This window comes from Providencia sp. Marseille-Q8014 (genome assembly GCF_965112055.1).
Genome location: NZ_CBCOPT010000001.1, coordinates 1214098 through 1238261 on the forward strand (window position 1 = coordinate 1214098; position 24164 = coordinate 1238261).

Genomic DNA, 24164 nt, shown 5'->3' on the forward strand with positions numbered 1-24164 from the left:
CGTATTAACGCTTAATGGTTTTGAATTTTTGGGTTGTTGCAGTGAGTGCGACTTCAGTTGGCAAACGTTCCATCGAGCTAGCGCCATAAAAACCATGGCATTCAGGGCAGTTTGCTAATATATATTCCGCATCTTCAGGTGTTGCAATTGGACCACCATGGCACAGAACAATGACATCATCGCGTACTGCTTTTGCCGCTTTGGCCCAGTCATTGATTAAAGGTACGCAATCTTTAAGTGTTAGTGCCGTTTCTGCGCCAATATTCCCCCCTGTGGTTAAGCCCATATGAGGAACAATAATATCAGCACCGGCTTCGGTCATTGCTATCGCATCTTCACGGCTGAAAACATAAGGGGTGGTTAATAACCCTTTTTCATGGGCTAAACGGATCATATCGACTTCTAAGCCATATCCCATGCCGGTTTCTTCTAGGTTAGCCCTAAAGTTACCATCTATTAGGCCAACGGTTGGGAAATTTTGTACCCCAGCAAACCCTTTTGCTTTGATCTCGTCAAGAAAGTGGTCAAACTGGCAAAAAGGATCCGTACCGTTAACTCCAGCAAGTACAGGTGTGTGTTTTACAACAGGCAAGACTTCTTTTGCCATGTCCATCACGATTTCGTTAGCATTACCATAAGCCAGTAAGCCCGCGAGTGAACCGCGTCCAGCCATACGGTAGCGACCTGAGTTATAAATAACGATTAAGTCTATACCGCCAGCCTCTTCACATTTTGCGGATAGGCCGGTACCGGCACCACCACCAATAATTGGTTCGCCTCGAGCGATCATCTCTCTGAATTTTTTCAGTAAGCTTTCGCGATTATGTTTCATTGATGAACCTCTACTTGTTGTTCAAAATTTCCTGGTGTAATTGAATAACTTGTTCGCAAAACTCAATTGAGTTGATATGGTACGGACTCAAAATAAGTTTGCGTTTTTCTGTTGTTATAAGATTTTCGGTTAATGCATTAATAAAGGCTTGGTCTGCTTCTGGATCCCAGAATGGGGCACCTTCAATATCCAGTGCAGAGAAGCCGGCTGTTGGAATAATAAAGCGAATTTCCCCTTCACAGCGGTTAAGCTTATCGGCAATCCAACGACCCATTTGTTGATTTTCTTCTTTTGTTGTACGCATTAACGTAACTTGTGAATTATGGTTATAGAATAACCGGTCACGATAATGCTCTGGTACTGTCGATGGGCGACCAAAATTGACCATATCTAGCGCCCCGCATGACAGTACACAAGGTGTTTGTGTTCTTGCGATTGCGCCAAAACGATCTTCATCGCATGCTAAAACGCCACCAAACAGATAGTCACACACTTCCGTTGTCGTGATGTCCAATACGGAATCTAATAAGTGGCTATCAATTAATTTTTCCATGGCTTTACCGCCACTTCCCGTCGCATGGAAAACTAAGCAGTCATATTGTGATTCAAGTTGCTCGGTTAGCTGTTGAACACACGGGGTAGTGACGCCAAACATAGTCAGTGCAATAGCAGGTTTTGATGCCTCTTCATATTTATCTTCACGATTAAAATAAACGGCACCTGCAATTTGATTTGCAGCGTTTTTTAATACCTTACGAGAAATAACATTTAAACCTGAGACATCGGTGACCGAATACATCATTGAAATATCACTTGCACCGATATAACCGGATATATCCCCTGACGCCATCGTTGAAACCATCAGTTTAGGTATGCCAACAGGGAGCGCTTGCATTGCTGGAGTAATTAGCGCTGTACCACCGGAACCTCCTAAACCTAAAATAGCGGCAACATCATCTTGGGCACTGAGGTACAGACTAAAAGCCAGTGACATAGCTTCAATGGCTTTTCCTCTATCACCACAAAAAACGGCTTCAGCTCCGGAAGGATGGTAAGCCGCAACAGTGAGAGCCTTAATATCTGCATTTCTGTTTAGTTGAGTTGGTTGCGTCGTCAAATCTACTGAACGTACAGATAAACCTGCTTCTTTGATCAAATCGCAGACATAGAACAATTCATCGCTTTTAGTATCTAGCGTGGTTGCTATATAGATGTATCCCTGATGCTGTTTCATCGGAAAATCCTTACAGGTTAGGAAGATGTTTAATTTCTCATCTGAATGAGACTATAGTATCATTTTGGATAAAAGTAAAATGAGATTACAGTCTCATTTTTGGGGTTTATTTAAATATCATGATGTTATATTTTTATCTCAATGATAAATAAGCATTTTAAAATTTTAATGGCATATTAAAAACCGCATTTTTTATAACAGACGAACGATAACATTCTCATCGTTATTAATAAGCAGTAGCTGTAGCCATTGTAAAGTGTCATGATGAGTCACCCATTCACTATAGTAGCGAACATGTTTTAAAGGGAGGGAAACGATGTCATTCACATATTCTAATCATGAATATAAAGGAACAAGGAAGCGAACTTATAACTTATTGGTGAATACGGCACTGGCTCTTTTTGAAAAAGGGGATATGCCCTCTATTTCGGAGCTTGCTATTGAGGCGGGCGTATCAAGAGCAACAGCTTATCGCTATTTTCCAACGCAAAGTGATTTGATTGCGGCAACTGTTAATGCCAGTTTAGGGCCCATTTTGACATGGCGACCGCAAAGTGAAAAAACGGAAGAGCGTATTGAGGAGTTGCTGACATATGCACTCCCTAGAATGTTTGAGCATGAAGGCGTCTTGAGAGCCGCATTACAAGTATCGTTACAGCAATGGGCACAAAGTCGCGCTCTGACGCAAGATCCTAAAGAAAAACCACTGGAAAGAGGAAACCGTAAAAATATCCTCGCGATGGTTACTGCACCAATGAAAGATGACTATCCGCAAGATGTTATTGATAAAGTTATCAAAGCATTTTCAGTCATTTATGGCTCTGAAATCTTTCTAGTACTCAAAGATATTTGGAAGCAAGATGACGCTGAGGTGATTGAAATTGCACAGTGGATGGCGAAAGCGATTATTAACCAAGCCACAGCAGATAAAAATGCCCGAGAATGCTGAGGTATCGCATTAAAAGAACGGTAGGGGAAAACCTATCGTTCCTTATAGGTGGAGTTACAAAATAGGTGGAGTTACAAAGATTTCATAAAATAATATCTTTCATGTTTAATTGGGTAATCAATGAGTGTTGAGATCACCTGATAGCCCTGTTTCTCATAAAAAGGTTTTGCTTGGAAACTGAACGTATCGACTTGAGCATATTTGGCACCTAACTCTCTCGCTTTATTTTCCATCGCTTGTAGCAATTGTGAACCGATGCCTTGCTTCCTCAATGATTCTTCAAGCCAAAAGTAGTCAATTCGTAGCCAATTTCCGAGTATTGAACCTGTTATTCCGCCTAATATTGCCTCTTCTTGCTCATAAAATACGGCTAATGGAGAATGAATATCTTCACTGAAAAATTGTAAGTTATAGTTAATCAATGATTGATGTATATGTGCAATTTCAGATTTAGCAGGGGATGTTGTGACGCGTATTGCCATAATTTTTCTTATCTTTCAATGTAATGATAATTTATGAGTTTATATACTATTTAATAATTTAATGAATTTAAAGTATTAAGAAGATACTATTAAGATTATTACAGATGATATCGATGCGCTAAGTGCTCTTAGAGTAATAGGATTTCGCGATGATAAGATTATTGAAGATGGGCTTAGGCATTGCTATTTGTGCCTTAATTGGTGGAACCCTCACTTATCTTGGCGTACCTCTCGCTCTTATGTTTGGCCCAATCATTGCAGTGATTGTTTTTAATCGCTTCAACATTCAATTTGCTATCCCCAAATATACCCTCACATTTGTTCAGATATCATTAGGAACGTCTGTGGGACTGATGTTTAATCAAGTCTCATTAGGGCAAGCAGAGAATCTATTTCTACTTCTTCTGCTGTTGATCGTCTGCTTGGCTGTCCAATTTTCATTCAGTTATTTTTGGTTTCACCGCAAAGTCGGATGGACAAAACAAGAAGCGATGCTGGGCTCTGTTCCGGGAGCCATGGCTGCCATATTAGCCTTAACAGATCATACGCATACGCCTCCACAAAAAATCGTGATTTCTCATACGATCCGTCTCATTATTTTAATTCTATTGGCAGGAATTGTGGTAGGTAGTCATGGGGATCCTCAGCCTCTGATTGTACTACCATCCTTAACATTGGAAGCGACCTTCTGGTTAACGGTGATTGTATTAACAGGACTAGGATTAGGCTTGGTATTGCAGCGAATGCATGTTCCTGCCCCCTTTATGTTGACATCATTAGGTGCCGCGACGTTGATCCAAGGCTGGCTTGATGTACAAATTCATTTTCCGGTGATGATCACTGAGCTCAGTATGGTTTTGATCGGGATGAATATTGGTAACCACTTTATTGTTTTTCCACTGTCGTCATTGATCAAAAATATCTATTCATCTGCCCAAGTGGTGGTGATTAATATCTTTTTAACCTTACTGATCACACTGTTTGCTGCATGGGTCACTGGCTATCCTCTATCGGTATTGCTGCTGGCTTGGGCGCCAGGAAGCATGGAAGCGATGACATTTGCGGCGATCACCATGAACCTTGATGCTGGATTTGTCATGTCAAATCACATCATTAGGATGGTAATTATTCAAAGTATCCCTTCGATAGTGATGTTTTGGCAAGAAAGACGCGTGAAGAAAAAGGAAGGTTGAAGTGAAATAATGATAACTCCCCTAGTGAAGGGGAGGGAATTATTTCACATAAGCAAACAAGCCTAATGAATCCCGGGCAAGAGATTGGCACTTAAATTCTTGTGATAGCGGGATACCTTTTAGGTCGTTGTAGCTTTCTTTGTTGAGCATGGTCATCTTGTGAGAATCGTAATCACCAAGATCCCATTTATTACTACGGGCAAAATAGACAATTGCGCGCTCAATTTCCCTATCAGGGATTTGTGAATAGCCACAATCATATTTTAGGTAGATAAAAACCGCCGTCAGATCGGCAAGATCTTCAGCTTCATTGGGGGTCAGTGCTCTGGCAGAATGTGTTATCCCTAACAGAGTAATGATGTAAAAAATCACAGTAAATTTGCGCATTCAATATTCTATCTGTTTTTTATGTCAAGTAACGTTAACATAATAATAGAATTGTTAGTCAAGTATATTTTTCTTAAATAAGTGTAATATACCCCTAACAACCCTATGGTTTCCTTGACCTTCCTGTAAGGGGAAGCTTTATCATTTTTAGATATTAAACCATATTTTGGCTCTAAACGGTAATAGCCTACAGTGCCATAGAATTTTTACTCGGTTTTTAATTTGATAAATAAAAGGAAGGTTATCAATGTTACGTCGCGATTTCATTAAGCTAAGTGCTATCGCTTATGCTGCAAGTGCACTGCCTGTGTGGAGCCGTATCGCTGTGGCTGCCGACAATTACCCGACACTGGCTATCCCACCTCTGATAGAACCTGATGCGCAAGGTAATCTTCAACTTGCGATTAAACAAGGGGTTTCTCAATTTGTTCCGGGTAAAAAAACAACAACGTGGGGGTATAACGGGGATCTACTCGGGCCAGCACTTAGCTTGAAAAATGGTCAAAACGTCAATATTCATATCGCTAATCAATTACCGGAAGAGACGACCGTTCACTGGCATGGCCTTGAAATATCAGGAGAACAGGATGGTGGACCGCAGGCAATTATTAAGCCAGGAGCTAGCCGCAAAGTTAATTTCACTGTAGATCAACCAGAAGCCACTTGTTGGTTCCACCCTCATACACACGGAAAAACAGGCCATCAAGTCGCCATGGGGCTTGCGGGTCTGGTTATCATTAAAGATGAGCAAAGCAATAAGCATGGATTGCCGAGTACCTGGGGCGTTGATGATATCCCTGTGATTTTACAGGACAAGCGTCTTAAGGATGATGGACAAATTGATTATCAATTAGATGTGATGAGCGCAGCGGTAGGTTGGTTTGGTGATCTCATGTTAACCAATGGCGCGGTATTCCCTAAGCACGTCGCGCCGAAAGGTTGGTTACGTTTCAGACTACTTAATGGCTGTAACGCACGTAGCTTGAATATCTCAACGAGTGATGGCCGCAAAATGTATGTGGTGGCGAGTGATGGTGGATTACTTGCGGAACCTATCGCAGTCACAGAGTTGCCGATTCTTATGGGGGAGAGGTTTGAAATCTTAATTGATGCAACGGATGGCCGCTCTTTCGATTTAGTGACATTACCGGTTAATCAAATGGGAATGACGCTTGCACCATTTGATCAACCTTTACCTGTACTGCATGTCGAAACCACGATGAGTGCGAGTGAGGGGCAGTTACCGACTCAGTTGGCAAGTTTACCAGCACTGCCTTCATTAGCTGGATTAACTCGTCGTCGTTTCCATTTAATGATGGATATGCGTTTGGATATGCAGGGTATGATGATGCTACGTGAGCGCTATGGTGACCAAGCTATGGGCAATATGGGGGGCCATGGTGGCATGATGCAAGGTCATATGATGCAGAACAGTGGTGTGGATCATGGCAATATGGGCCATGGTAATATGGGGGGAATGCGTAATAGTGGCGGCCATTGTGGAACAAATTCAGGTGAGCTAGATATATACAACGCCAATACGATTAATGGACAAGCCTTTTCTATGACAGAAGCAGCCTTTGATGCTGCCATGAATCGACAAGAGCTATGGGTGATTTCGGGTCGTGGGGATATGATGTTGCATCCATTCCATGTTCATGGGACACGTTTCCGTATATTGAAAGAGAATGGTAGAGCCGTGGAACCACACAGACAAGGTTGGAAGGATATCGTTAAGGTTGAAGGCCAAGTCAGTGAGGTATTAGTTGAATTCAAACATCCCGCCACTAAACAGCATCCTTATATGGCTCATTGCCATTTATTAGAGCATGAAGATACAGGCATGATGATGGGATTCACTGTTAGCTAACAGGCTAACGGTTCATTAATTGTTGAGTATGTTAGGGGCTGACTATTGTGGATACTGTTAGCCCCTAACAATTAGAAAGTGAACAATAAAGTCATTTGGTTGTTGTTATCATTTATAGCTTATACGGCATGGTCTGTGGCAATGCGATGAAAGTGAAAATAGGCATGTCACTCATTAGGTCAATAATGGTTATTTGGGTAAAGGGTAGCGTAACGCAATTTCTGGTGTATTAGCGAGGATCCTACCGGAATGAAGACAAAGGTAACAAGCAATCTCTTCAGCACTGAATTCATCGTCTATCTCTTCATTGTTAAACCATTCATCTGGCCAATAAATCAAATCTGAAGCATTTGCATTGGGAAAATTGATATCTAGCAATTCCAATGCATGGCCTTGCTCTGCTTCGCTTCCTTCCGCACTGCAAATAAAATCGATAATCATGACAAGCTCATCGAACTTAAGGTCATCAATATAGGAGGATTGAAGGAGTGCGGAGCAGATAAAGTCTTGTTCGCTGATCCATGAAGGGTAATCTCTAAACTCATGAAATTCGAAAGTCCTGACTGCAATTTCATTCCATTGTGAAATGTGTTTTTGTACAGTTATATCGTATTCATTACGCTGATGGTGTTGGATTTCATGTGTGATTAGTTCTAATAGCGTTTTCAGGCGAGCAATCTTCTGTTTCTGGGGTTTTTGAGGGGCTAATCTTTGTGGTAAAGGCATCAACAATTTCCTTTTTGAGTTTGTGAGCTTTTATTTTATTCATTAAATAACGTTATCAATAGTCTTAAATTTCTCTTTTCTTGACGTTAATCGAAATTTATATCCAATTGTTTTGTAATTATTTATTTTGTTTTTGATGATTTTTATATCAATGTGTTTTGAATATCATTCTACGTATTTGATAAAATTTATAACAAGTCACAGGATCCTCTTTTACGACAAATGGTGAGTTCTGTTATACTTGCTGAAAATTTTGTTCTCATATTTTGTATGTTATTACTTTTTCGTTCTTAAATGTGCGAATTCTTTGATATGAAATATGATTTTTAGTATTGAAAACAAATAGGTATTGGTAAATTGAAACATACTCTTGAAGTTATGATCTCTGAAGAAGAGCTCAGCCAGCGAGTCAGTGAACTTGCTGAAAAAATTAGTGAGCATTATAAAAATATTGAAGGCGAGCTGGTATTAGTCGGCTTGTTAAAAGGCTCCTTTATTTTTATGGCTGACTTATGTCGTAAAATTGACGCGCCTCATGAAGTCGACTTCATGACTGTTTCAAGTTATGGCAATGCGATGAATTCAAGTCGTGATGTTAAGATAGTCAAAGATTTAGATGAAGATATTCGTGGAAAGCATGTTTTGATTGTCGAAGATATCATTGATTCAGGTAATACCTTAAATAAGGTGCGCGAAATTTTTGAGTTGCGTGGTCCAAAATCAGTGGCTATCTGTACGCTACTCGATAAACCATCACGTCGTGAAGTGGATGTGCCAGTTGAATGGATTGGCTATTCGATTGAAGATAAATTTGTGGTGGGTTATGGCATCGATTACGCGCAGCAATATCGTCATTTACCCTATATTGGTCACGTTACACTGATCGAAGAGTAATCACTCACGCTACTCGTCATACGGCGCACAACAATCTTGGTGTTAGTACTCACTTGTACGAGTTTCCTCATAAAAAGGGCTGTTCTGATAAACAGCCCTTTTCGTTAGCTAAAGCATAAAACTTATTTTTTGTTTGTCAGTTTGGCGATAGCTTCACGATAGCACAATTCAAGTCTTTCTCGACTATCCGCTGTTGTGTGTAGGTCATGCAAGCGACCATTGTTGATACCGTAAACCCAACCATGGATCATCACTTTTTGCCCGCGTTTCCAAGCTGACTGCATAATGGTTGAATGACCAAGGTTATAAACTTGCTCAACAACGTTTAGTTCACATAAACGATTTAAACGTTCACAAGGTTTTAGTTCACCGAGCATCGAGCTATGTCGGTACCAAATATCACGGATATGCAGTAGCCAGTTATTGATTAAGCCAAGCTCTGTATTGTCAACAGCAGCCTCAATACCACCACATCCATAGTGGCCGCAGATGATAATATGCTCAACCTGAAGAACATCAACAGCGTATTGGATGACCGATAAGCAGTTTAGGTCAGTGTGAATAACTAAGTTAGCAACATTACGGTGAACGAAAAGATCACCTGGCGCCGCATTAATTAATTTTTCAGCAGGTACTCGGCTGTCTGAACACCCTATCCATAAGAATCTTGGCTTTTGAGCTTTAGATAACTCTTTAAAGAATTCAGGATTTTTTTCATTTACAGAAGCTGACCATGCTTCGTTGTTAGCAAACAGCTCTTCAATTTTTCTCATCATGACGTATAGCCTAGTTGTGTTACTTTACGGTAAAATCTTATACAACATTTATTTATTAATTAATATTCAGTTATATTAATTTTTACATTCCTATGATGCATATTTCATTCTGATTAGACAATATTGATATAGCTAACCAATTGAATTAGCTAGCATATACCTATTTTCTCTTTTCTGCATAACAGTGATCAGGAAAAAATGGCATCATAGTATTATATTGCTCCTAAACCTACCCAAGAATAAAGGTGTTTTTTAAATATGACTTACGCACTTGAGTTATCGCAGCTAACCAAAACCTATTCCGGTGGGGTGAAAGCCTTACGAGGGATTGACCTAAGCGTAGAAGATGGTGACTTTTATGCGTTACTTGGCCCTAATGGCGCGGGTAAGTCCACCACAATAGGAATCATTAGCTCATTGGTCAATAAAACGAGTGGGTCTGTTAAGGTTTTTGGTTATGATTTAGACAAACAAGTCGTGCAAGCCAAACAACAACTAGGATTGGTTCCTCAAGAATTTAATTTTAACCCTTTCGAATCGGTGTTACAGATAGTATTGAATCAAGCTGGCTATTACGGTGTTCCTCGTGCAGTCGCGCATCAACGTGCCCAAACATACCTAACTCAGCTGGATTTATGGGAAAAACGTAATGAGCGTGCTCGTAATTTATCAGGGGGGATGAAACGCCGCTTAATGATTGCACGAGCTTTGATGCATGAACCTAAGTTATTAATTTTAGATGAACCTACAGCAGGGGTCGATATTGAATTACGTCGCTCTATGTGGAGTTTTTTGAAAAAGCTTAATGCTCAAGGTACGACGATTATTTTGACGACACATTATCTTGAAGAAGCTGAAATGCTTTGCCGCAATATCGGCATTATTCAACACGGCGAACTGGTTGAGAACACCAGTATGAAGCAGTTATTAAGTCAGTTGGAATCAGAAACGTTTATTTTTGATTTGGGAACGAGAAGCCCAATACCTGATCTGAAGGGATATGAGACGCGTTTACTGGATACATCCACTTTAGAAGTGGATGTCAAAAGAGAGCAAGGGCTTAACGGCGTATTTAGCCAGCTTAATGAACAAGGTGTGGAAATTTTGAGCATGCGCAATAAAGCCAATCGATTGGAAGAACTTTTTGTGAATTTAGTCAAAAAAGACAGTGATGCTACGCATATGGAGGAAGCACAATGATTTCTCTGTATTGGGTTGCATTAAAAACTATTTGGATAAAAGAGGTGACCCGTTTTGGTCGCATATGGGTACAAACGTTATTACCGCCAGTCATTACCATGTCTCTCTATTTTGTTATTTTTGGGAACCTGATCGGTTCGCGAATTGGTGATATGGGCGGGGTGGACTATATGCAGTTTATTGTCCCCGGTTTGATTATGATGGCCGTAATCACCAATTCCTACTCCAATGTTTGTTCCTCGTTTTTTGGTTCTAAGTTCCAGAAAAATATTGAAGAGTTGCTTGTTGCACCTGTACCAACGCATGTCATTATTGCTGGATTTGTCGGGGGAGGCGTCGCTCGTGGTATTTTAGTTGGATTATTGGTGACTATCGTTTCGCTATTTTTTATCCCTCTACAAGTGCATTCTTGGGGAATGGTCGTCATCACGTTGCTATTAACGGCAATTGTTTTCTCACTTGCAGGCTTATTGAATGCCATTTTTGCGAAAACATTTGATGATATTAGTATCGTTCCTACGTTTGTGTTGACGCCGTTAACCTATTTAGGGGGGGTCTTCTATTCGCTTTCATTATTGCCGCCGTTTTGGCAGGCCGTATCAAAATTAAACCCAATTGTTTATATGATAAGTGGCTTTAGGTACGGTTTTTTAGGCATTGCGGATGTATCAATTGCTGTGACATTAGGCGTGTTGCTGGTCTTTTTGATTGTTTTTTATGCGCTGACTTGGTATTTAATTGAACAAGGTCGCGGCTTAAGAAGCTAATAACATCGTTTTATTCTATAAAAGTTCAATAATACAGCCTCCTAATAGTTGAGAATCAATTGTTTGGAGGCTTATTTTTTGTACACTACTCGATATTTAAAGCCCTATTTATCGCTGTGTGAATGTTGATATTTAACCAAAACCAATGACTGTTAAATATACACAGAAAATTTTAAGTATTTTTACTTATTTAATCTCTCTCAAAAATAGTGCCCTACAGAAATAATAACATCCATTAATAAGAAAAATAAAAATAATGATGCATTGGCTATGTGTGTTCAAATGTAACGAACAAAAAAAATTAGAAGAATTTAAATATTAAATTTAAGTTTATTTTCGAGCTAACAAAAATTATTTCCCATAAAAAACTTTTGATTATATTGGCTTTTATTTTTTTTGTGAATTATTGCATCTAAAATATCTCTTTTGTTGGTGTAATATAGGGTAATATTGCGTTACATTTATGTATTTTTAGATAATATAGATTACGATGGTTGTGATGGATTATTTGTTTGTGTATTTGTCATTTTTGGGTGGTTAATTTTTATTGTTGTGTTTTGATTTTTGTTTTGTTGGTGTTTTATGGTGACCTATTGCAAATGTTTATTTTTATCGGATAAGCTGGATTTTCAATATAAATTGAATATACTCCATTTAGGTGTTTAGGTATGAAAATAACTTCATTAAACTATGTAATTTCATAGTTATATGGCAATAAAAACTAAGATAATAAATTATATATTTTAGGAGTCATCAAGATGAAACTAAATAAAGTCTTATTAGTTACTTCAGCTATTACTATGTCCTTATTTGTCGGTGCTGCAAATGCCGATGTCACTGATGGTAAAGAAACCGGAACTATTCATTTTAAGGGGCAATTTGTTGATTCTACTTGCTCGATCGAAACAAATAATGAAAATTCTAATGAAGGAACTGTACAATTAGGTACGTGGCTTGTTAGCAATCTGCAAAATGCAAATGAGACAACAACACCAACAAAATTTGTGATCGCATTGAATGGCTGCCCTGATGTCATTAAAAAAGCCAAAATCACTTTCTCTGGTACAGCTAACGCAACAAACCCTAGCTTATATAAAACGACAACAGATGTAGGCGCTGGAATTGGTATTACCCATAATGAGAGTGATACAGCGTATATTACTCCTGGTGAGCCAGCGGGTGAAATTGAACTTACTGGTGCAAGTAATAGTGGAGAAAAAGCGTACTACGCGCGTTATGTCACAACAGAGGCCGCTAAAGCGGGCGCAGCTAACGCAGATGTTACTGTCACTATTTCCTATAACCAATAATGCAAGATGAATAGCCATTATTAATGTGGGAGATTGTTCCCACATTAATTTAACCATGTCGAATAAGCATTAACGGAGTTAGGTTGGTTTTCCGCTAACCATTGAGTAAATTTACTCCGTATTTATAGGATATGTTATGTTTAAAATAGTAATATCAGCGGTTGTTGCATTTTTTTGATGATGACGCAAGCATATGCAAGTGTTGTTCTTGGTGGTACCCGCGTTATTTATGATGCAAACAGCAAAGAAGCTTCAATTTCTGTACGTAATAATGACAAACGCCCTTACTTGATCCAATCATGGATTGATAACTTTGAGGGACAAAATCAAGCCAAATTACCTTTTGTAATAACACCACCATTATTTCGTATCGAACCAGAATCAACTAACTCTTTGCGGATTGTCTATACAGGCAAAGATCTTCCCGAAGATAGAGAGTCTATTTTTTGGCTAAATGTAAAATCCATTCCCCCAACGGATCCAAAAGCAAAAAATAACTTAACTATTTCAATTAACAATAGAATTAAATTAATTTATCGCCCTAAATCTTTATTTAACTCAGACGCCGAAAACGCCTATAAAAAAGTCACATTTGAAAGAAATGGCAATATGTTAGTGGGCAAAAATCCAACACCTTATTATGTGTCTTTCAGTGATTTGCAGGTAGGAAATAAGTCTATCAATGAACCCGCGATGCTTCCTCCTATGGGTGAACAATCATGGAATATTTCCGGTGCACAAGGTAATAAAGTTATGTGGAAGGCAGTGTCTGATGCGGGCGCTATTACCGATAGCCAAGAGCAAACACTAAAATAATAAAAACCATATCAGGTATGGAATTTTGCCACTATGCTAATTTTTAGAGAAAAAGCGTTAATACAACAAAATTTAGTGTCCATATTTGAATTTAGAAAGATGAATCCTCATTTGTTTGGCAAATTTATCGCGAGCTTAACAATACCGGTGAGTGTGGTATTTGTCTCGGGAGCTTTTGCTGATGACTACTTCAGCCCGCATTCATTAACCCCTGTTAATGGACAAGATGTTGCTGAATTACAAAGCTTAGAGCAATTCTCGACACCGGGTGGGCAGAAGGCAGGGGAATATCATGTCGATATCATACTAAATGGGCTGAAAGTCGGCTCTGAATCCCTTATGTTTATTAATAATGGGGAAAATCACAAACTCGTCCCTGTTTTAACTAAAAGTGAACTAGAAAATTGGGGGGTGGATGTAAAACATATCGCTAGTTTTGATAAATTATCAGATGATCAGCCCATTGATGATATTTCTCATTATATACCAGATGCTTATACACGGCTTCAATTAACCCAGCAGAAGCTGATGATATCTGTTCCGCAAATAGCGATGAGCAAAAAAGCGTCAGGTACGGTTGATCCTAGCTTATGGAATGATGGTATTCCTGCACTGGTACTGAGCTATTTCTATCGAGGCTCTAATACATGGTATAAATCCTCCAGTGCGGACAGCTCTTCCCATTATGTTAATTTACGTAGTGGGCTAAATATTGGTCCTTGGCGTTTAAAAAATTATTCGACCTATTCTTATCAGGATAATCGAAGCCAATGGCAAAATATCGAAACCTATCTTGAACGTGGTATTAATTCAATAAAATCCCAATTAACGATTGGGGATACCTCAACACCGAGTGATATATTTGATGGTTTTCAATTTCGCGGGATAAAACTGGCCTCTGATGAATCAATGATCCCCAGCTCATTGCGTGGTTTTGCGCCGATAATTAGGGGAATAGCACAAAGCAATGCTGAAGTGACCATCAAACAAAATGACTACATTATTTACCAATCCTATGTATCACCAGGCCCATTTGAAATTAATGACCTTTACTCAACGGGAACCAGTGGCGACTTAACCGTGACAGTCAAAGAAGCGGATGGCAGTGAACGCTCGTTTGTTGTTCCCTTTTCCTCTCTCGCGATTATGCAACGTGAAGGGCAATTTAAATATTCGGTAACTGGGGGGAAATTTAAACAAAATAGCAGTAGTAAAGAACCTAATTTTGCGCAAATGACGGCTATTTATGGTTTACCAAAAGGGGTCACAGCTTACGGTGGTGGATTGTTTTCAGACGATTACCAATCATACGCAGCGGGTTTGGGGTTAAATTTAGGCTATGTAGGCGCGTTATCAGCAGATGTTACTCAAGCAAAAACAAAATTTTCACAATTTAATCATCAACGAAAAACGGGGCAGTCATACCGTTTTCAATATACTAAAAATATGTTGTCGACAGGTACAACATTAACTTTTGCGGGTTACCGTTATTCAACTGAGGGTTTTTATACTTTCTCAGAGGCCAATTCAAACAATTATAATGACCGCCTGTATAACAAAAAAAATCGTTATCAAGCCATGATTAACCAAAGTTTAGGGGACTATGGCAATATTTATGCCTCTGCTTACCAGCAGGATTTTTGGAATCAACGAGGGCAAGAGCGTACGGTAAATACAGGCTATAGCAATAGCCACAAAGGTTATTTATACACATTTAACTATAGTTACTCGGATTTTGCAGGCAATAACAAAGCTGATCATCAATTTGTCTTTTCCTTAAGTATACCTCTTAGTGGATCTGCTTTTGGTGATAGCATGCTAAATATGTCTATGAGTAGTAATAACCATGGCGATAGCAATTATATGGCCGGTTTAAGCGGCTCATTGTTAGAAGATAAGAACCTAAACTATTCCGTTCAGCAGTCGTATGGTAATCGTAACCAGCGAGCCCAAGGTAATGCATCATTATCCTATAAAAGTGGTTATGGGATAGCGAATGCCGGTTATAGTTATGACCGATTTTCACAGCGCGCTAATTACGGTTTAAATGGCGCCATTGTTGTACATTCTGACGGCGTGACATTATCACAACCTATTTATGACTCGTTCGCTATTGTTAAAGCGCCAGGAGCAGAAGGCGTTAAAATTCAAAATAAAACAGGGATTCGTACCGATAGTCGTGGCTATGCGATCGTCCCTTATTTAAATGCCTACGCACAGAATGAAATTTCATTAGATACAACCTCATTACCGGATAATGTTGACCTACAAAAAAATTCAGCCACGCTAATACCGACAAAAGGTGCGGCTATGCTAGCAGAGTTTAAAACTTACACAGGATATCGGATTTTATTCAATGTTTCCTATCATGCTAGAGCGATTCCTTTTGGTTCAGTTGGGCAATTAGTTTCGGATCACCCTGAAATCAGTAGTAGTGGCATTGTTGGCGATAATGGCGATATTTATCTAAGTGGCATGCCAGAAAAAGGGAAAATCCATATTAAATGGGGGAATCATTCTAACGAGCAATGTACAGCACATTACCAATTGAATGATAAAGAAAAGCAAATGCCAGTCGCATCATTACAGATAATATGTGAATAAAGGGAAACTAATGCATAGATTAATTTCAAAAACACAATTTATCCTGTTTGTGCTGGGATTGCTATTTAGCTGCATGAATATGGCTAGGGCCTCAGATATAAGTCCAGACATCGACATACCAGATTCTAAATTATCTTTTGGTACTGCGGAAGCTGAAATGGCATCAGGAGAAATAATCGGTGAAGGGTGGCAAATCTACTCAGGAATAGCCTGTGACAGTAATCTAAATAATCCTAATGAGAGAGAAAACTTCGAATATTTTATGATACGTGATGGCTCTTCACGAGAGACTGGGCTAACGATAAATTATGATGGCGTGTCATTTCCTGTTTATGCGAGTACTGTTAAAGGAATTGGTTATGCATGGGGGTTTAGGGAAGAAGGCCAACGGAAATGGCAACCCCTCTTACATGGTACTAATGGCCTTAAATATGAAATACATAAGCCGAGCCCTAGATTAAATCTTGAAATTGCTTATGCGCGGGTGAGAGTTGACGGTATTCCCCCTCTTGGAAAGACAAACATTACTCGAGATGCTCGAGCATTTATCCAATGTTATAAAATGGATAACAAAAATATCACTTACTATGGTTATGTCAGTAATGGTTATACTGATTTGACATCAACAGCCTCTACTTGCGAGATTGATACGAGACGATTAAATGTTGACTTGGGTGAACATGACCTTAACGAAGTTAATAAATTATCTACGGGATCACATTTTGGATCAGCGGAAGAAAATGTTGATATGAGATGTAATGCGGGTATTCGGGTGTATGTTTCTATTGGCGAATATGGACGAACCCCGAGTATAGGCCGAGATGTCATTGAGTTAACTGATAATTCTAATTCTCCCGGTTATGGTGTGCAGGTTTTTCATAGGGATGATCCTACGCCATTAAAAATTGGTGGGGACAGCAATGTGATTGGCAAATACCATCGATTTTTATTTCGCTCCGAACAAGGAAATAAGCTTTATAGCGTTCCCTTTATTTTTAAATATATAAAAACAGCTAATACCGTCAAACCTAGTTCTGGAAATGCGGCATTAACAATGACGTTTGTCTATGATTAAGGACCTGATGTCATGAAACAGCGCGATAAATTGATACGTTATTTTCTGACCATGTCGCTGCTTTCCTGCATGGTCAATCATGCCACGGCAATGGTGAATATTCATTATAAAGGGAGTATTAAATACTCCACTTGTGGCATTAAAACACAGAATATCAATGTTGATTTGGGCACATGGTTAACGAAAAGCCAAAATGGTTTTGGCAGTGCACAAAATACCCAATCAGATTGGGTTGAATTTACACTTGAGTTTGAGTGCCCTGACTCAATGAGTCTATTGAATGGCCAATTTCAAGGTGCTTCAGAGTCCAGTGGAAAATATTTATCTCTCGATAAAGGTAATGGTTATTCGACAGGAGCAGCGATTGAAATACAAAGTTATGAAAATGCGTCTCATCGCTGGGTCAATCGAAATATCAATACGCTTTATAACTTCATGAAAAATGAAGCGGTTAATAAAGGTAATACGTCGTTAAAGGTTAGGGCGCGTTATGTTCAAACCAATACTAAGCTTACACAAGGTAAGGCTAATGCGTCGGTTACCTTTGTCGTACAGGCAAATTAATATGGCGATAAAAAAAATACTCGGTATTGCGTTGGTCGGCTTGTTGGAACTGACACTCAATCAAGCGTATGGATATCACACGCTAGTGAATATTACAGGTTCAGTCAAAGCAGCCACCTGTGATCTTACCTCAAAGGAAAGTGAAGATATTAAATTAGGGGATATTTATCTCAGTTCAACAGGATTTGGTGGCAATATTGGTTCTACCAGTGAAAAAAAAGATTGGTCGATTACGTTGAAATGCCCAAGTGATATTCCGGTGATTTTTATACCTGAGGGGAATAGCTATTTAGGGCATTCAAGTGTACTTGCTCTCAACGCAGAAGGCGGCAGTGCGACGGGAGTCGGTATAGAGACTGAATATTTTACAGAAAGTGGTAACTGGAAAGTATTAGAGCTAAACAAACGAAATGAAATCATCAAAACGGTTAAGAAGGATGGTGATATTGCGATTTTAATGCGTGGCTATTATAAGCAAATGGAAGAGAAAGTGACCTCAGGTAGCGCGAATGCATCGATGACAATCGACATTGTTTATCAATAACCATGTATTTGATGATGACGATTCAAACCAAGATAAAGTTTGTGACGCTTATCTTGGTTTTTGTTTTTGGGGTTCACTACAATCATTTGCTGTCGTAATGCGACTGTCAATAATCGTTATTATTAAGGTTACTTAAAGTAAGTGTAAAAAAATAATACAAAAAAGAGTAAAGGTCAGAATATTTATAAGTACAATCCCATATGACTAACATATTGATATTATTCTATTTTTTCAATCCTAACACTTTATGTTTATTTTTTGATGTCGATCAAAAAATAAAAGTCATTTATAACAATGAATTATAGAGTTCTAAAGTATTTTTTAGAGCATCGTAAATTTACATTTAGAAAAATTTACATAAACTCATCATCATTTCTATCCTATATACTCACTTTACTTGTTACTCATAATGTGGGTTACAAGATTTAATAATATTGATTCTTTTTTTTACTCAAAATGCTTTTGAAATTTATCAATTAAGCTTTAGGAGAGTATTGTCTGATGCGCCCTATTAATTCATTGATAAATGACTAATAGAGTTACATTTACTGATAAGAGTATAAAGGTATATTCATGAAAACATTATCAACGAAAAAAATGATTATGGCTGTTATTGCTTCCGCATTTGCATTTTCAGCTACTGCTACAGCAGCAGAACAAAATGGCACAATTTCATTTAAAGGGCTTATTTATAATGCGACTTGTACCATTAACTTAAACGATAGTTATTCACCGAATGCTGAAGTCAAAATGGGACGTTTTGCAACGAGTGAGTTTAGTGATGAAGGTGATGAAGTTGGTGGTACCGGTGGTGATGGTAAATTAAAAGTTGAATTAGTTGATTGCCCAGACCAAGGAACCGTTTCTATTAATTTGACGGGTAATGCAAATCGCTATGATGACACTATTTTAGAATTAGATAATAAAGGTAGTACTAATGTAGCAAAAAATATTGGTATCCGTATTTATCGTGAAGATCAGCCATCTAGAGCTTTAAAAGTCAATGGTAGTAAAAGTGAAGATATTAAAGTGAATGGTTCTAGTTCTGAATGGCGTGGAACTTTCATCGCAAAATACGTTAGTACGGATGATACAGTAGAAGCAGGCCAAGCTAACGCAACATTAAATTATAAAATTACTTATAAATAATTTGCTAACGCAGATTATTAATTATGAATTATTAATCTGCGTTAACTTTTCTATCATGGGGCCTATGTTTATGAAGAAAATAATTTCTGCATTATCGCTATTCTGTGTTTCTATTTCATCAAGCTATGCTGGGTTTGGTTTAGAAACTACTCGTGTGATTTATCATGAAAAAGATAAAAGTGAAGGCGTTGTTGCATTTAATACGGATAAAAATCGGAATTACTTACTTCAATCTTGGGTAGAAGATAAAAAGGGTAATGTAACACAAGATTTCGCGGTAACACCACCATTAGTGAAATTAAGAGCTGAACAAAAAAATACGATTCAGCTAATGAAAGTGTCGACATTACCAAGCGATAAGGAATCATTATATTGGCTTAATGTTAAATTTGTCGCGCCTAGCAGTGAAGATCTAGAACACGTTTTACGTTATTCAATGACAAATAAAATAAAATTAATTTATCGTCCCACAGCATTATCAGATAAAAAAGTAGAAGAGTCAGTAAATGAACTGGCTTGGTCTAAAGCGGCATCAGGTATAAAAGTCAACAACCCGACACCTTTTTATATCAATATAGCGAAACTTAAGGTGAATGGTAAAGAAGTTGAAGCACCAAGTTATTTAGAACCTCGTTCTGAAACGACTATAAATATTCCTAAATTAGGTGCAGGTATGCATACAATTTCTCTGAACTATATCAATGATTATGGTAAAGGGTTAGATAGCAGTTATACGATAAAATAATAATCTCAAAAAGCTGAGTAAAGGCCTATGAATCGTTTTTTTATAAAAAATATCCATGCTCGCCTATTGTTATGGCTGTTTTATTTGCATCATATTCATTAGATATGCGTGCTGCTGATTACTATCCACCTAGCTTATTAAATATAGCAGGAATGGGAACACAGCTCACGAATGAAGACTTGGATGTTTTCAGAGAAAATGATATTTCACCAGGGAAATATCATGTGAAGTTTTTTATTAATAATAATTTAGTTTTTACTAAAGATATCAATTTTGTCATGATGTCTACTGCGAATGGCGGTGAACAGCTAACGCCTTGCTTTAGTTTTTCTGAGTGGGAAAGTTTTGGTATTGATTTCCAGTCACAGATAAAAGATGAGCAGCAATGTTTTAATATTAATGATATTGAATATGTTAGCCATTATCTTGATTTAAATACCAAAGTTTTTTCATTAACTGTTCCTCAGTTAATGATTAATAAACAGCGTATCAAACAAATAGAAGAAGAACAGTGGGATAATGGTATTCCAGCGATATTCGTTAATTATTCATTTTCAGCATTTAACACTTATGAAAATGGCAAAGTTGATGATAATTATTACGGTAATATCCAAAGTAAAGTCAATATAGGTGCGTGGCGTTATCGTAATTATTCAACTTGGTCAAACAATGAGAGAGAAAAAAATAAGTGGAATAGCATCAGTAACACGCTATCACGAAATATTAATACAATTAAAAGTGAGCTAACACTAGGGAATTTATATACAAACTCACAGCTCTTTGACTCCTTTAAATTTAAAGGGGTTAAGTTAGCGACTGACAGACAAATGGAGTCATACGATTTAACGAATTATGCTCCGAGTGTGAATGGTATTGCCAACTCTGAATCAGTGGTAACCATTGTTCAAAATGGACAGGTTATCTATAAGAAAAGTGTACCAGCAGGACCTTTTGAAATTACTGATTATTACCCAATGAGTAATGGTGGTAATTTGTATGTTACAGTGCAAGAGGCGAGTGGTAACGAAGTGAATTTTATTGTTCCTTTTTCTTCCATTGCGTTTTTAGAAAGAAAAGGGAAGTTAAAATACAGTTTCTCTAGTGGTCAGTATGACGGTAATAACAAAGGTGATGGTCGTTATATTAATGAAGCTGAAGTTTATTATGGGCTGACAGATTTTGTCACCGTTTTTAGTGGCGTATTGTATTCTAAACATTATCAATCTTACGCAATTGGTACGGGTTTTAACTTAGGAAATGTCGGTGCAATTACGACTGATATGGTGCATTCTCGCGCTAATGTTGAAAATAAAACGACATTAAGTGGAAATGCGTTTAGAGTTAATTACTCAAAACGTATTGAAATGACCAATACCAGTTTATCACTGGCCGGTTTTCGTCACTTTGATAACAATTTCTTAAATATTGATGATGCATTCTCTTATGAGAATAAAGACCATGGCAGTTATGATAAATTGAAAAATGAATATACTGCATCATTGTCTCAGCCAATTTTGGGAAGTGCTAGCTCTATCAACTTAAATACTGTTGTTTATGAATATGCAAGTGGTAATAAACAACAGTCTTATAATGCGGGTTTTAACAGCAATATAGATAAGGTGCATTATAGTGTCTATTACACTTACTCAAAAGGTAGGCAGTTCCAAAACGATAATAAAAGCTCATATAACCTGAGTTTAAATATCAGTGTGCCATTTGATGTATTTGATAATACTGTGTATGTCAATTATGGGATCTCAACAGATGATCAGCATAGGACATCACAAACGGCACGATTAAATGGAAGCTACGGTGAATCATATCGTGGTACTTGGGATATTTATCAAAGTTACAGTAATAAAGGTGTTGGATATTCAGGTGGATTAAGCAGTTCTTATCGCTCTCCTTATGCGGTGGTGAATGCTGGATATGCTTACAACGATAATAACAAAAACTTTAACTATGGTATTAGCGGATCATTAGTTGGTACGCAATATGGCATGGTGCTAGCCCCGTCAATGCAAGATACGAGTGCGTTGATCTTGACGAAAGATGCCGCTGGGGTTGGTGTCATTAATGGACATTCTGTAGAAACTAACTCATCTGGTTTGGCGGTTGTGCCAGGTATTGCTCCGTATCGTAAAAATACATTAGCGATTGATACGAAAACAATTCCTGAGGATACCGAAATTGAGAATAATATTATTAATAATGTTATTCCGACAAAAGGCGCATTAATACTCGCGGATTTTGAAGCGAAGAAAGGCTACAAGTTATTATTTAAGCTACAGCTTCCAATGAATAAAGAATTACCTGTTGGAGCGAAAGCGGTGACAGAAGACGACGCGACTCATTTAGTTTCTAATTTTAATACGCTGTATTTAGTCGCGGATAAACCGAAAGGCCAAATTAAGGTTAATTGGACAAATGATGGTGTTAATGAATCCTGTACTGTGAATTATAACATCGAAAAGGCTATACCAACGAATGGGCTTTATATGCTTAATTCAGAGTGCCGTTAAAAGGAGCACTAGCAATGAAAAAACAAATACATTTAGGTCGTGTTTTGGTACTGAGCTTAATTTTAATGCTCGTTGGTATAAATAAAAGTTTTTCTGCTCAGGACTGTCTCCCCGGCGGGGATGGACAAGATCATTCAGCAATGCGTGCCACGATTGATATTAAATTGAGTGGCGTGATCAAAAAACATGATGAACTTGGGCGCTACACCTTCGAACGTGAGAGTGGGCGTGGTGGTATTGCTCAGTGCGGGCCTGATTCACAAGTTTATGGTTATGCAACGTATGGTGAAGGTAGCGGTATTTATGCTCGATACTATGGGGATATTGACGGTCGACCTGCTTATCATGTTCACGCGGGTGGACCTGCAAATATTGTTTATGTGTTGATTGATAATAGAACCGGACTCCCTTTTCGTAATCGTCCAGGGCAAGAGTTACCCGTACCTGAAGGGTCATTAATGCCACTTGATGCGACAGTTATTTTCTATGCCGCAAAAGATAATCCAACACCGACTACCTTTACTAACTCAGTGATTGGTTCAGTGTTAATTAAACGTTTTGAGTCAGGTGGTGGGTCAACGAAAGTCGGTTTCACTTATCGATTAAAAGGTAAGGTCGAAAGTGCACCCACATCTTGTTCTGCTCAAAATACCGATTTGACGTTTACATTGCCTCGTTTACCCATAACCGCATTTTCGTCAATAGGCTTTCCTTCTCAGTCATCCGCTGTTGAAGAGAATATCAAAATCGTTTGTACGGGAAATGTTTCAGCTAAGATCAAATTGATAGCTAATAAAACCGAAAGTTATGATGGCAAAGATGCGGTTATTAAGATTGATAATGAAGGGCAGGGGAGTAATGCAAGTGGGATTGGTTACGTGGTGAAATCACCATTAAGTAATGATAATGTTTTGGTTAATCAAACGTTCGTTAAATTAGCGGATTTAGAGAAAGGGGAAACGATGGTTCCTCTGAAGGCGGAATATTATCGTTATAGCCATTCGATAAAAGCGGGGAAAGCGGAAGCAACGGCACAATTTGTTTTGCAGTTTGACTAAGCTAATTTGACCACGATGAAAAAGTATAACCCCCAGTGAGTTTCTCATCGCTGGGGGTTAAAGAGATTAAGCGACTTGTACCGGAACGGCTTTAGCTATGCGGCTCATGACGTTATCGCCGTCAAAATAAGCAACTTTCGGTTTATGTTGGCGCGCATCTTCATCGCTAATACTCACATAAGAGCAGATGATCAGCCTATCACCAACCGCAGCGCGGCGAGCAGCTGCGCCATTGACCGAGATAATTTTAGAGCCTCTTTCCCCAGCGATCGCGTAAGTCGAGAAGCGCTCGCCGTTATCAACATTATAGATATCGATAGCTTCGTATTCGAGGATCCCTGCTGCATCCATAAAGTCTTGATCAATCGCACATGATCCTTCGTAGTGAAGGTCGGCTTGTGTTACTTTGACTCGGTGTAACTTACCTTGTAGCATTTTTCTAAACATAATTGTTATCTGCCATCTTA

Annotated in this window: 23 protein-coding genes; 16 read left to right on the plus strand and 7 right to left on the minus strand. The window is 38.4% G+C overall.

The window, feature by feature from the left end; translation table 11 throughout:
- Positions 1 to 4: 4 nt before the first annotated feature.
- Positions 5 to 832, minus strand: a complete 828-nt coding sequence (locus tag ACWPW6_RS05265; protein ID WP_154623571.1) for a phosphoenolpyruvate hydrolase family protein — start codon at positions 830 to 832, stop codon at positions 5 to 7.
- A gap of 10 nt (positions 833 to 842) precedes the next feature.
- Positions 843 to 2066, minus strand: a complete 1224-nt coding sequence (locus ACWPW6_RS05270; protein WP_154623570.1) for a Tm-1-like ATP-binding domain-containing protein — start codon at positions 2064 to 2066, stop codon at positions 843 to 845.
- Positions 2067 to 2382: 316 nt separating this feature from the next.
- Here ACWPW6_RS05270 and ACWPW6_RS05275 point away from each other — a divergent pair, with 316 nt between their 5' ends.
- Positions 2383 to 3015 carry a TetR/AcrR family transcriptional regulator gene (locus ACWPW6_RS05275; protein ID WP_154623569.1) on the plus strand — a complete coding sequence of 211 codons (633 nt, stop codon included), beginning with the start codon at positions 2383 to 2385 and terminating at the stop codon, positions 3013 to 3015.
- A 71-nt stretch (positions 3016 to 3086) separates the two neighbouring features.
- Here ACWPW6_RS05275 and ACWPW6_RS05280 read toward each other — a convergent pair whose 3' ends face one another.
- Positions 3087 to 3497, minus strand: a complete 411-nt coding sequence (locus ACWPW6_RS05280) for a GNAT family N-acetyltransferase (protein WP_154623568.1) — start codon at positions 3495 to 3497, stop codon at positions 3087 to 3089.
- 149 nt (positions 3498 to 3646) lie between these two features.
- On the opposite strand from ACWPW6_RS05280, the gene ACWPW6_RS05285 reads away from it, so the two are divergent.
- Positions 3647 to 4690, plus strand: a complete 1044-nt coding sequence (locus ACWPW6_RS05285; protein WP_257759755.1) for an AbrB family transcriptional regulator — start codon at positions 3647 to 3649, stop codon at positions 4688 to 4690.
- A 39-nt stretch (positions 4691 to 4729) separates the two neighbouring features.
- Here the strand turns inward: ACWPW6_RS05285 and ACWPW6_RS05290 are convergent, their stop codons facing one another.
- Positions 4730 to 5077 (minus strand): YacC family pilotin-like protein, encoded by a 348-nt coding sequence (locus tag ACWPW6_RS05290; protein WP_154622590.1) that lies wholly within the window; start codon positions 5075 to 5077, stop codon positions 4730 to 4732.
- A gap of 247 nt (positions 5078 to 5324) precedes the next feature.
- Between ACWPW6_RS05290 and cueO the strand changes: the two genes are divergently transcribed.
- Complete coding sequence (gene cueO / locus ACWPW6_RS05295) at positions 5325 to 6947, plus strand: multicopper oxidase CueO (protein WP_250000145.1); 1623 nt, start codon at positions 5325 to 5327, stop codon at positions 6945 to 6947.
- A 189-nt stretch (positions 6948 to 7136) separates the two neighbouring features.
- On the opposite strand, the gene ACWPW6_RS05300 is transcribed toward cueO, so the two are convergent.
- Positions 7137 to 7673 (minus strand): hypothetical protein, encoded by a 537-nt coding sequence (locus tag ACWPW6_RS05300; RefSeq protein ID WP_250000146.1) that lies wholly within the window; start codon positions 7671 to 7673, stop codon positions 7137 to 7139.
- Between the two features lie 357 nt (positions 7674 to 8030).
- On the opposite strand from ACWPW6_RS05300, the gene hpt reads away from it, so the two are divergent.
- Entirely contained in the window at positions 8031 to 8567 is a 537-nt protein-coding gene (hpt, locus tag ACWPW6_RS05305) for a hypoxanthine phosphoribosyltransferase (protein ID WP_154622716.1), read from the plus strand.
- A 122-nt stretch (positions 8568 to 8689) separates the two neighbouring features.
- Here the strand turns inward: hpt and can are convergent, their stop codons facing one another.
- The gene (gene can / locus ACWPW6_RS05310; protein ID WP_154622715.1) at positions 8690 to 9343 is read right to left on the minus strand and encodes a carbonate dehydratase; all 654 of its coding nucleotides are present in this window, start codon (positions 9341 to 9343) and stop codon (positions 8690 to 8692) included.
- A gap of 258 nt (positions 9344 to 9601) precedes the next feature.
- Between can and ACWPW6_RS05315 the strand changes: the two genes are divergently transcribed.
- From ACWPW6_RS05315 to ACWPW6_RS05370, 12 genes are all read left to right on the plus strand, one after another.
- Positions 9602 to 10543 (plus strand): ABC transporter ATP-binding protein, encoded by a 942-nt coding sequence (locus ACWPW6_RS05315; protein WP_154622524.1) that lies wholly within the window; start codon positions 9602 to 9604, stop codon positions 10541 to 10543.
- Positions 10540 to 11310, plus strand: a complete 771-nt coding sequence (locus ACWPW6_RS05320) for an ABC transporter permease (RefSeq protein WP_154622523.1) — start codon at positions 10540 to 10542, stop codon at positions 11308 to 11310. The genes ACWPW6_RS05315 and ACWPW6_RS05320 overlap by 4 nt, the downstream gene beginning before the upstream one ends.
- Before the next feature lie 758 nt (positions 11311 to 12068).
- Positions 12069 to 12620, plus strand: coding sequence for a fimbrial protein (locus ACWPW6_RS05325; RefSeq protein WP_154624220.1), 552 nt, complete (start codon positions 12069 to 12071; stop codon positions 12618 to 12620).
- 177 nt (positions 12621 to 12797) lie between these two features.
- Entirely contained in the window at positions 12798 to 13436 is a 639-nt protein-coding gene (locus tag ACWPW6_RS05330) for a fimbrial biogenesis chaperone (protein ID WP_250000148.1), read from the plus strand.
- A 33-nt stretch (positions 13437 to 13469) separates the two neighbouring features.
- Positions 13470 to 16040, plus strand: a complete 2571-nt coding sequence (locus ACWPW6_RS05335; protein WP_154624218.1) for a fimbria/pilus outer membrane usher protein — start codon at positions 13470 to 13472, stop codon at positions 16038 to 16040.
- Positions 16041 to 16050: 10 nt separating this feature from the next.
- Positions 16051 to 17115, plus strand: coding sequence for a fimbrial protein (locus ACWPW6_RS05340; protein WP_250000151.1), 1065 nt, complete (start codon positions 16051 to 16053; stop codon positions 17113 to 17115).
- 12 nt (positions 17116 to 17127) lie between these two features.
- Positions 17128 to 17679 carry a fimbrial protein gene (locus tag ACWPW6_RS05345; RefSeq protein WP_154624216.1) on the plus strand — a complete coding sequence of 184 codons (552 nt, stop codon included), beginning with the start codon at positions 17128 to 17130 and terminating at the stop codon, positions 17677 to 17679.
- A 1-nt stretch (position 17680) separates the two neighbouring features.
- On the plus strand, positions 17681 to 18223 hold the full coding sequence (locus ACWPW6_RS05350; RefSeq protein ID WP_250000153.1) for a fimbrial protein: 543 nt from the start codon (positions 17681 to 17683) through the stop codon (positions 18221 to 18223).
- A 573-nt stretch (positions 18224 to 18796) separates the two neighbouring features.
- A complete protein-coding gene (locus tag ACWPW6_RS05355; protein WP_154635637.1) occupies positions 18797 to 19372 on the plus strand; it encodes a fimbrial protein in 576 nt (191 codons plus the stop codon).
- A gap of 70 nt (positions 19373 to 19442) precedes the next feature.
- Positions 19443 to 20117 (plus strand): fimbrial biogenesis chaperone, encoded by a 675-nt coding sequence (locus tag ACWPW6_RS05360; protein ID WP_230086010.1) that lies wholly within the window; start codon positions 19443 to 19445, stop codon positions 20115 to 20117.
- 71 nt (positions 20118 to 20188) lie between these two features.
- Positions 20189 to 22639 carry a fimbria/pilus outer membrane usher protein gene (locus ACWPW6_RS05365; protein ID WP_282563529.1) on the plus strand — a complete coding sequence of 817 codons (2451 nt, stop codon included), beginning with the start codon at positions 20189 to 20191 and terminating at the stop codon, positions 22637 to 22639.
- 14 nt (positions 22640 to 22653) lie between these two features.
- A complete protein-coding gene (locus ACWPW6_RS05370; protein ID WP_154622208.1) occupies positions 22654 to 23697 on the plus strand; it encodes a fimbrial protein in 1044 nt (347 codons plus the stop codon).
- Between the two features lie 66 nt (positions 23698 to 23763).
- On the opposite strand, the gene panD is transcribed toward ACWPW6_RS05370, so the two are convergent.
- The gene (gene panD / locus ACWPW6_RS05375; protein WP_154622207.1) at positions 23764 to 24144 is read right to left on the minus strand and encodes an aspartate 1-decarboxylase; all 381 of its coding nucleotides are present in this window, start codon (positions 24142 to 24144) and stop codon (positions 23764 to 23766) included.
- Positions 24145 to 24164: the final 20 nt, after the last annotated feature.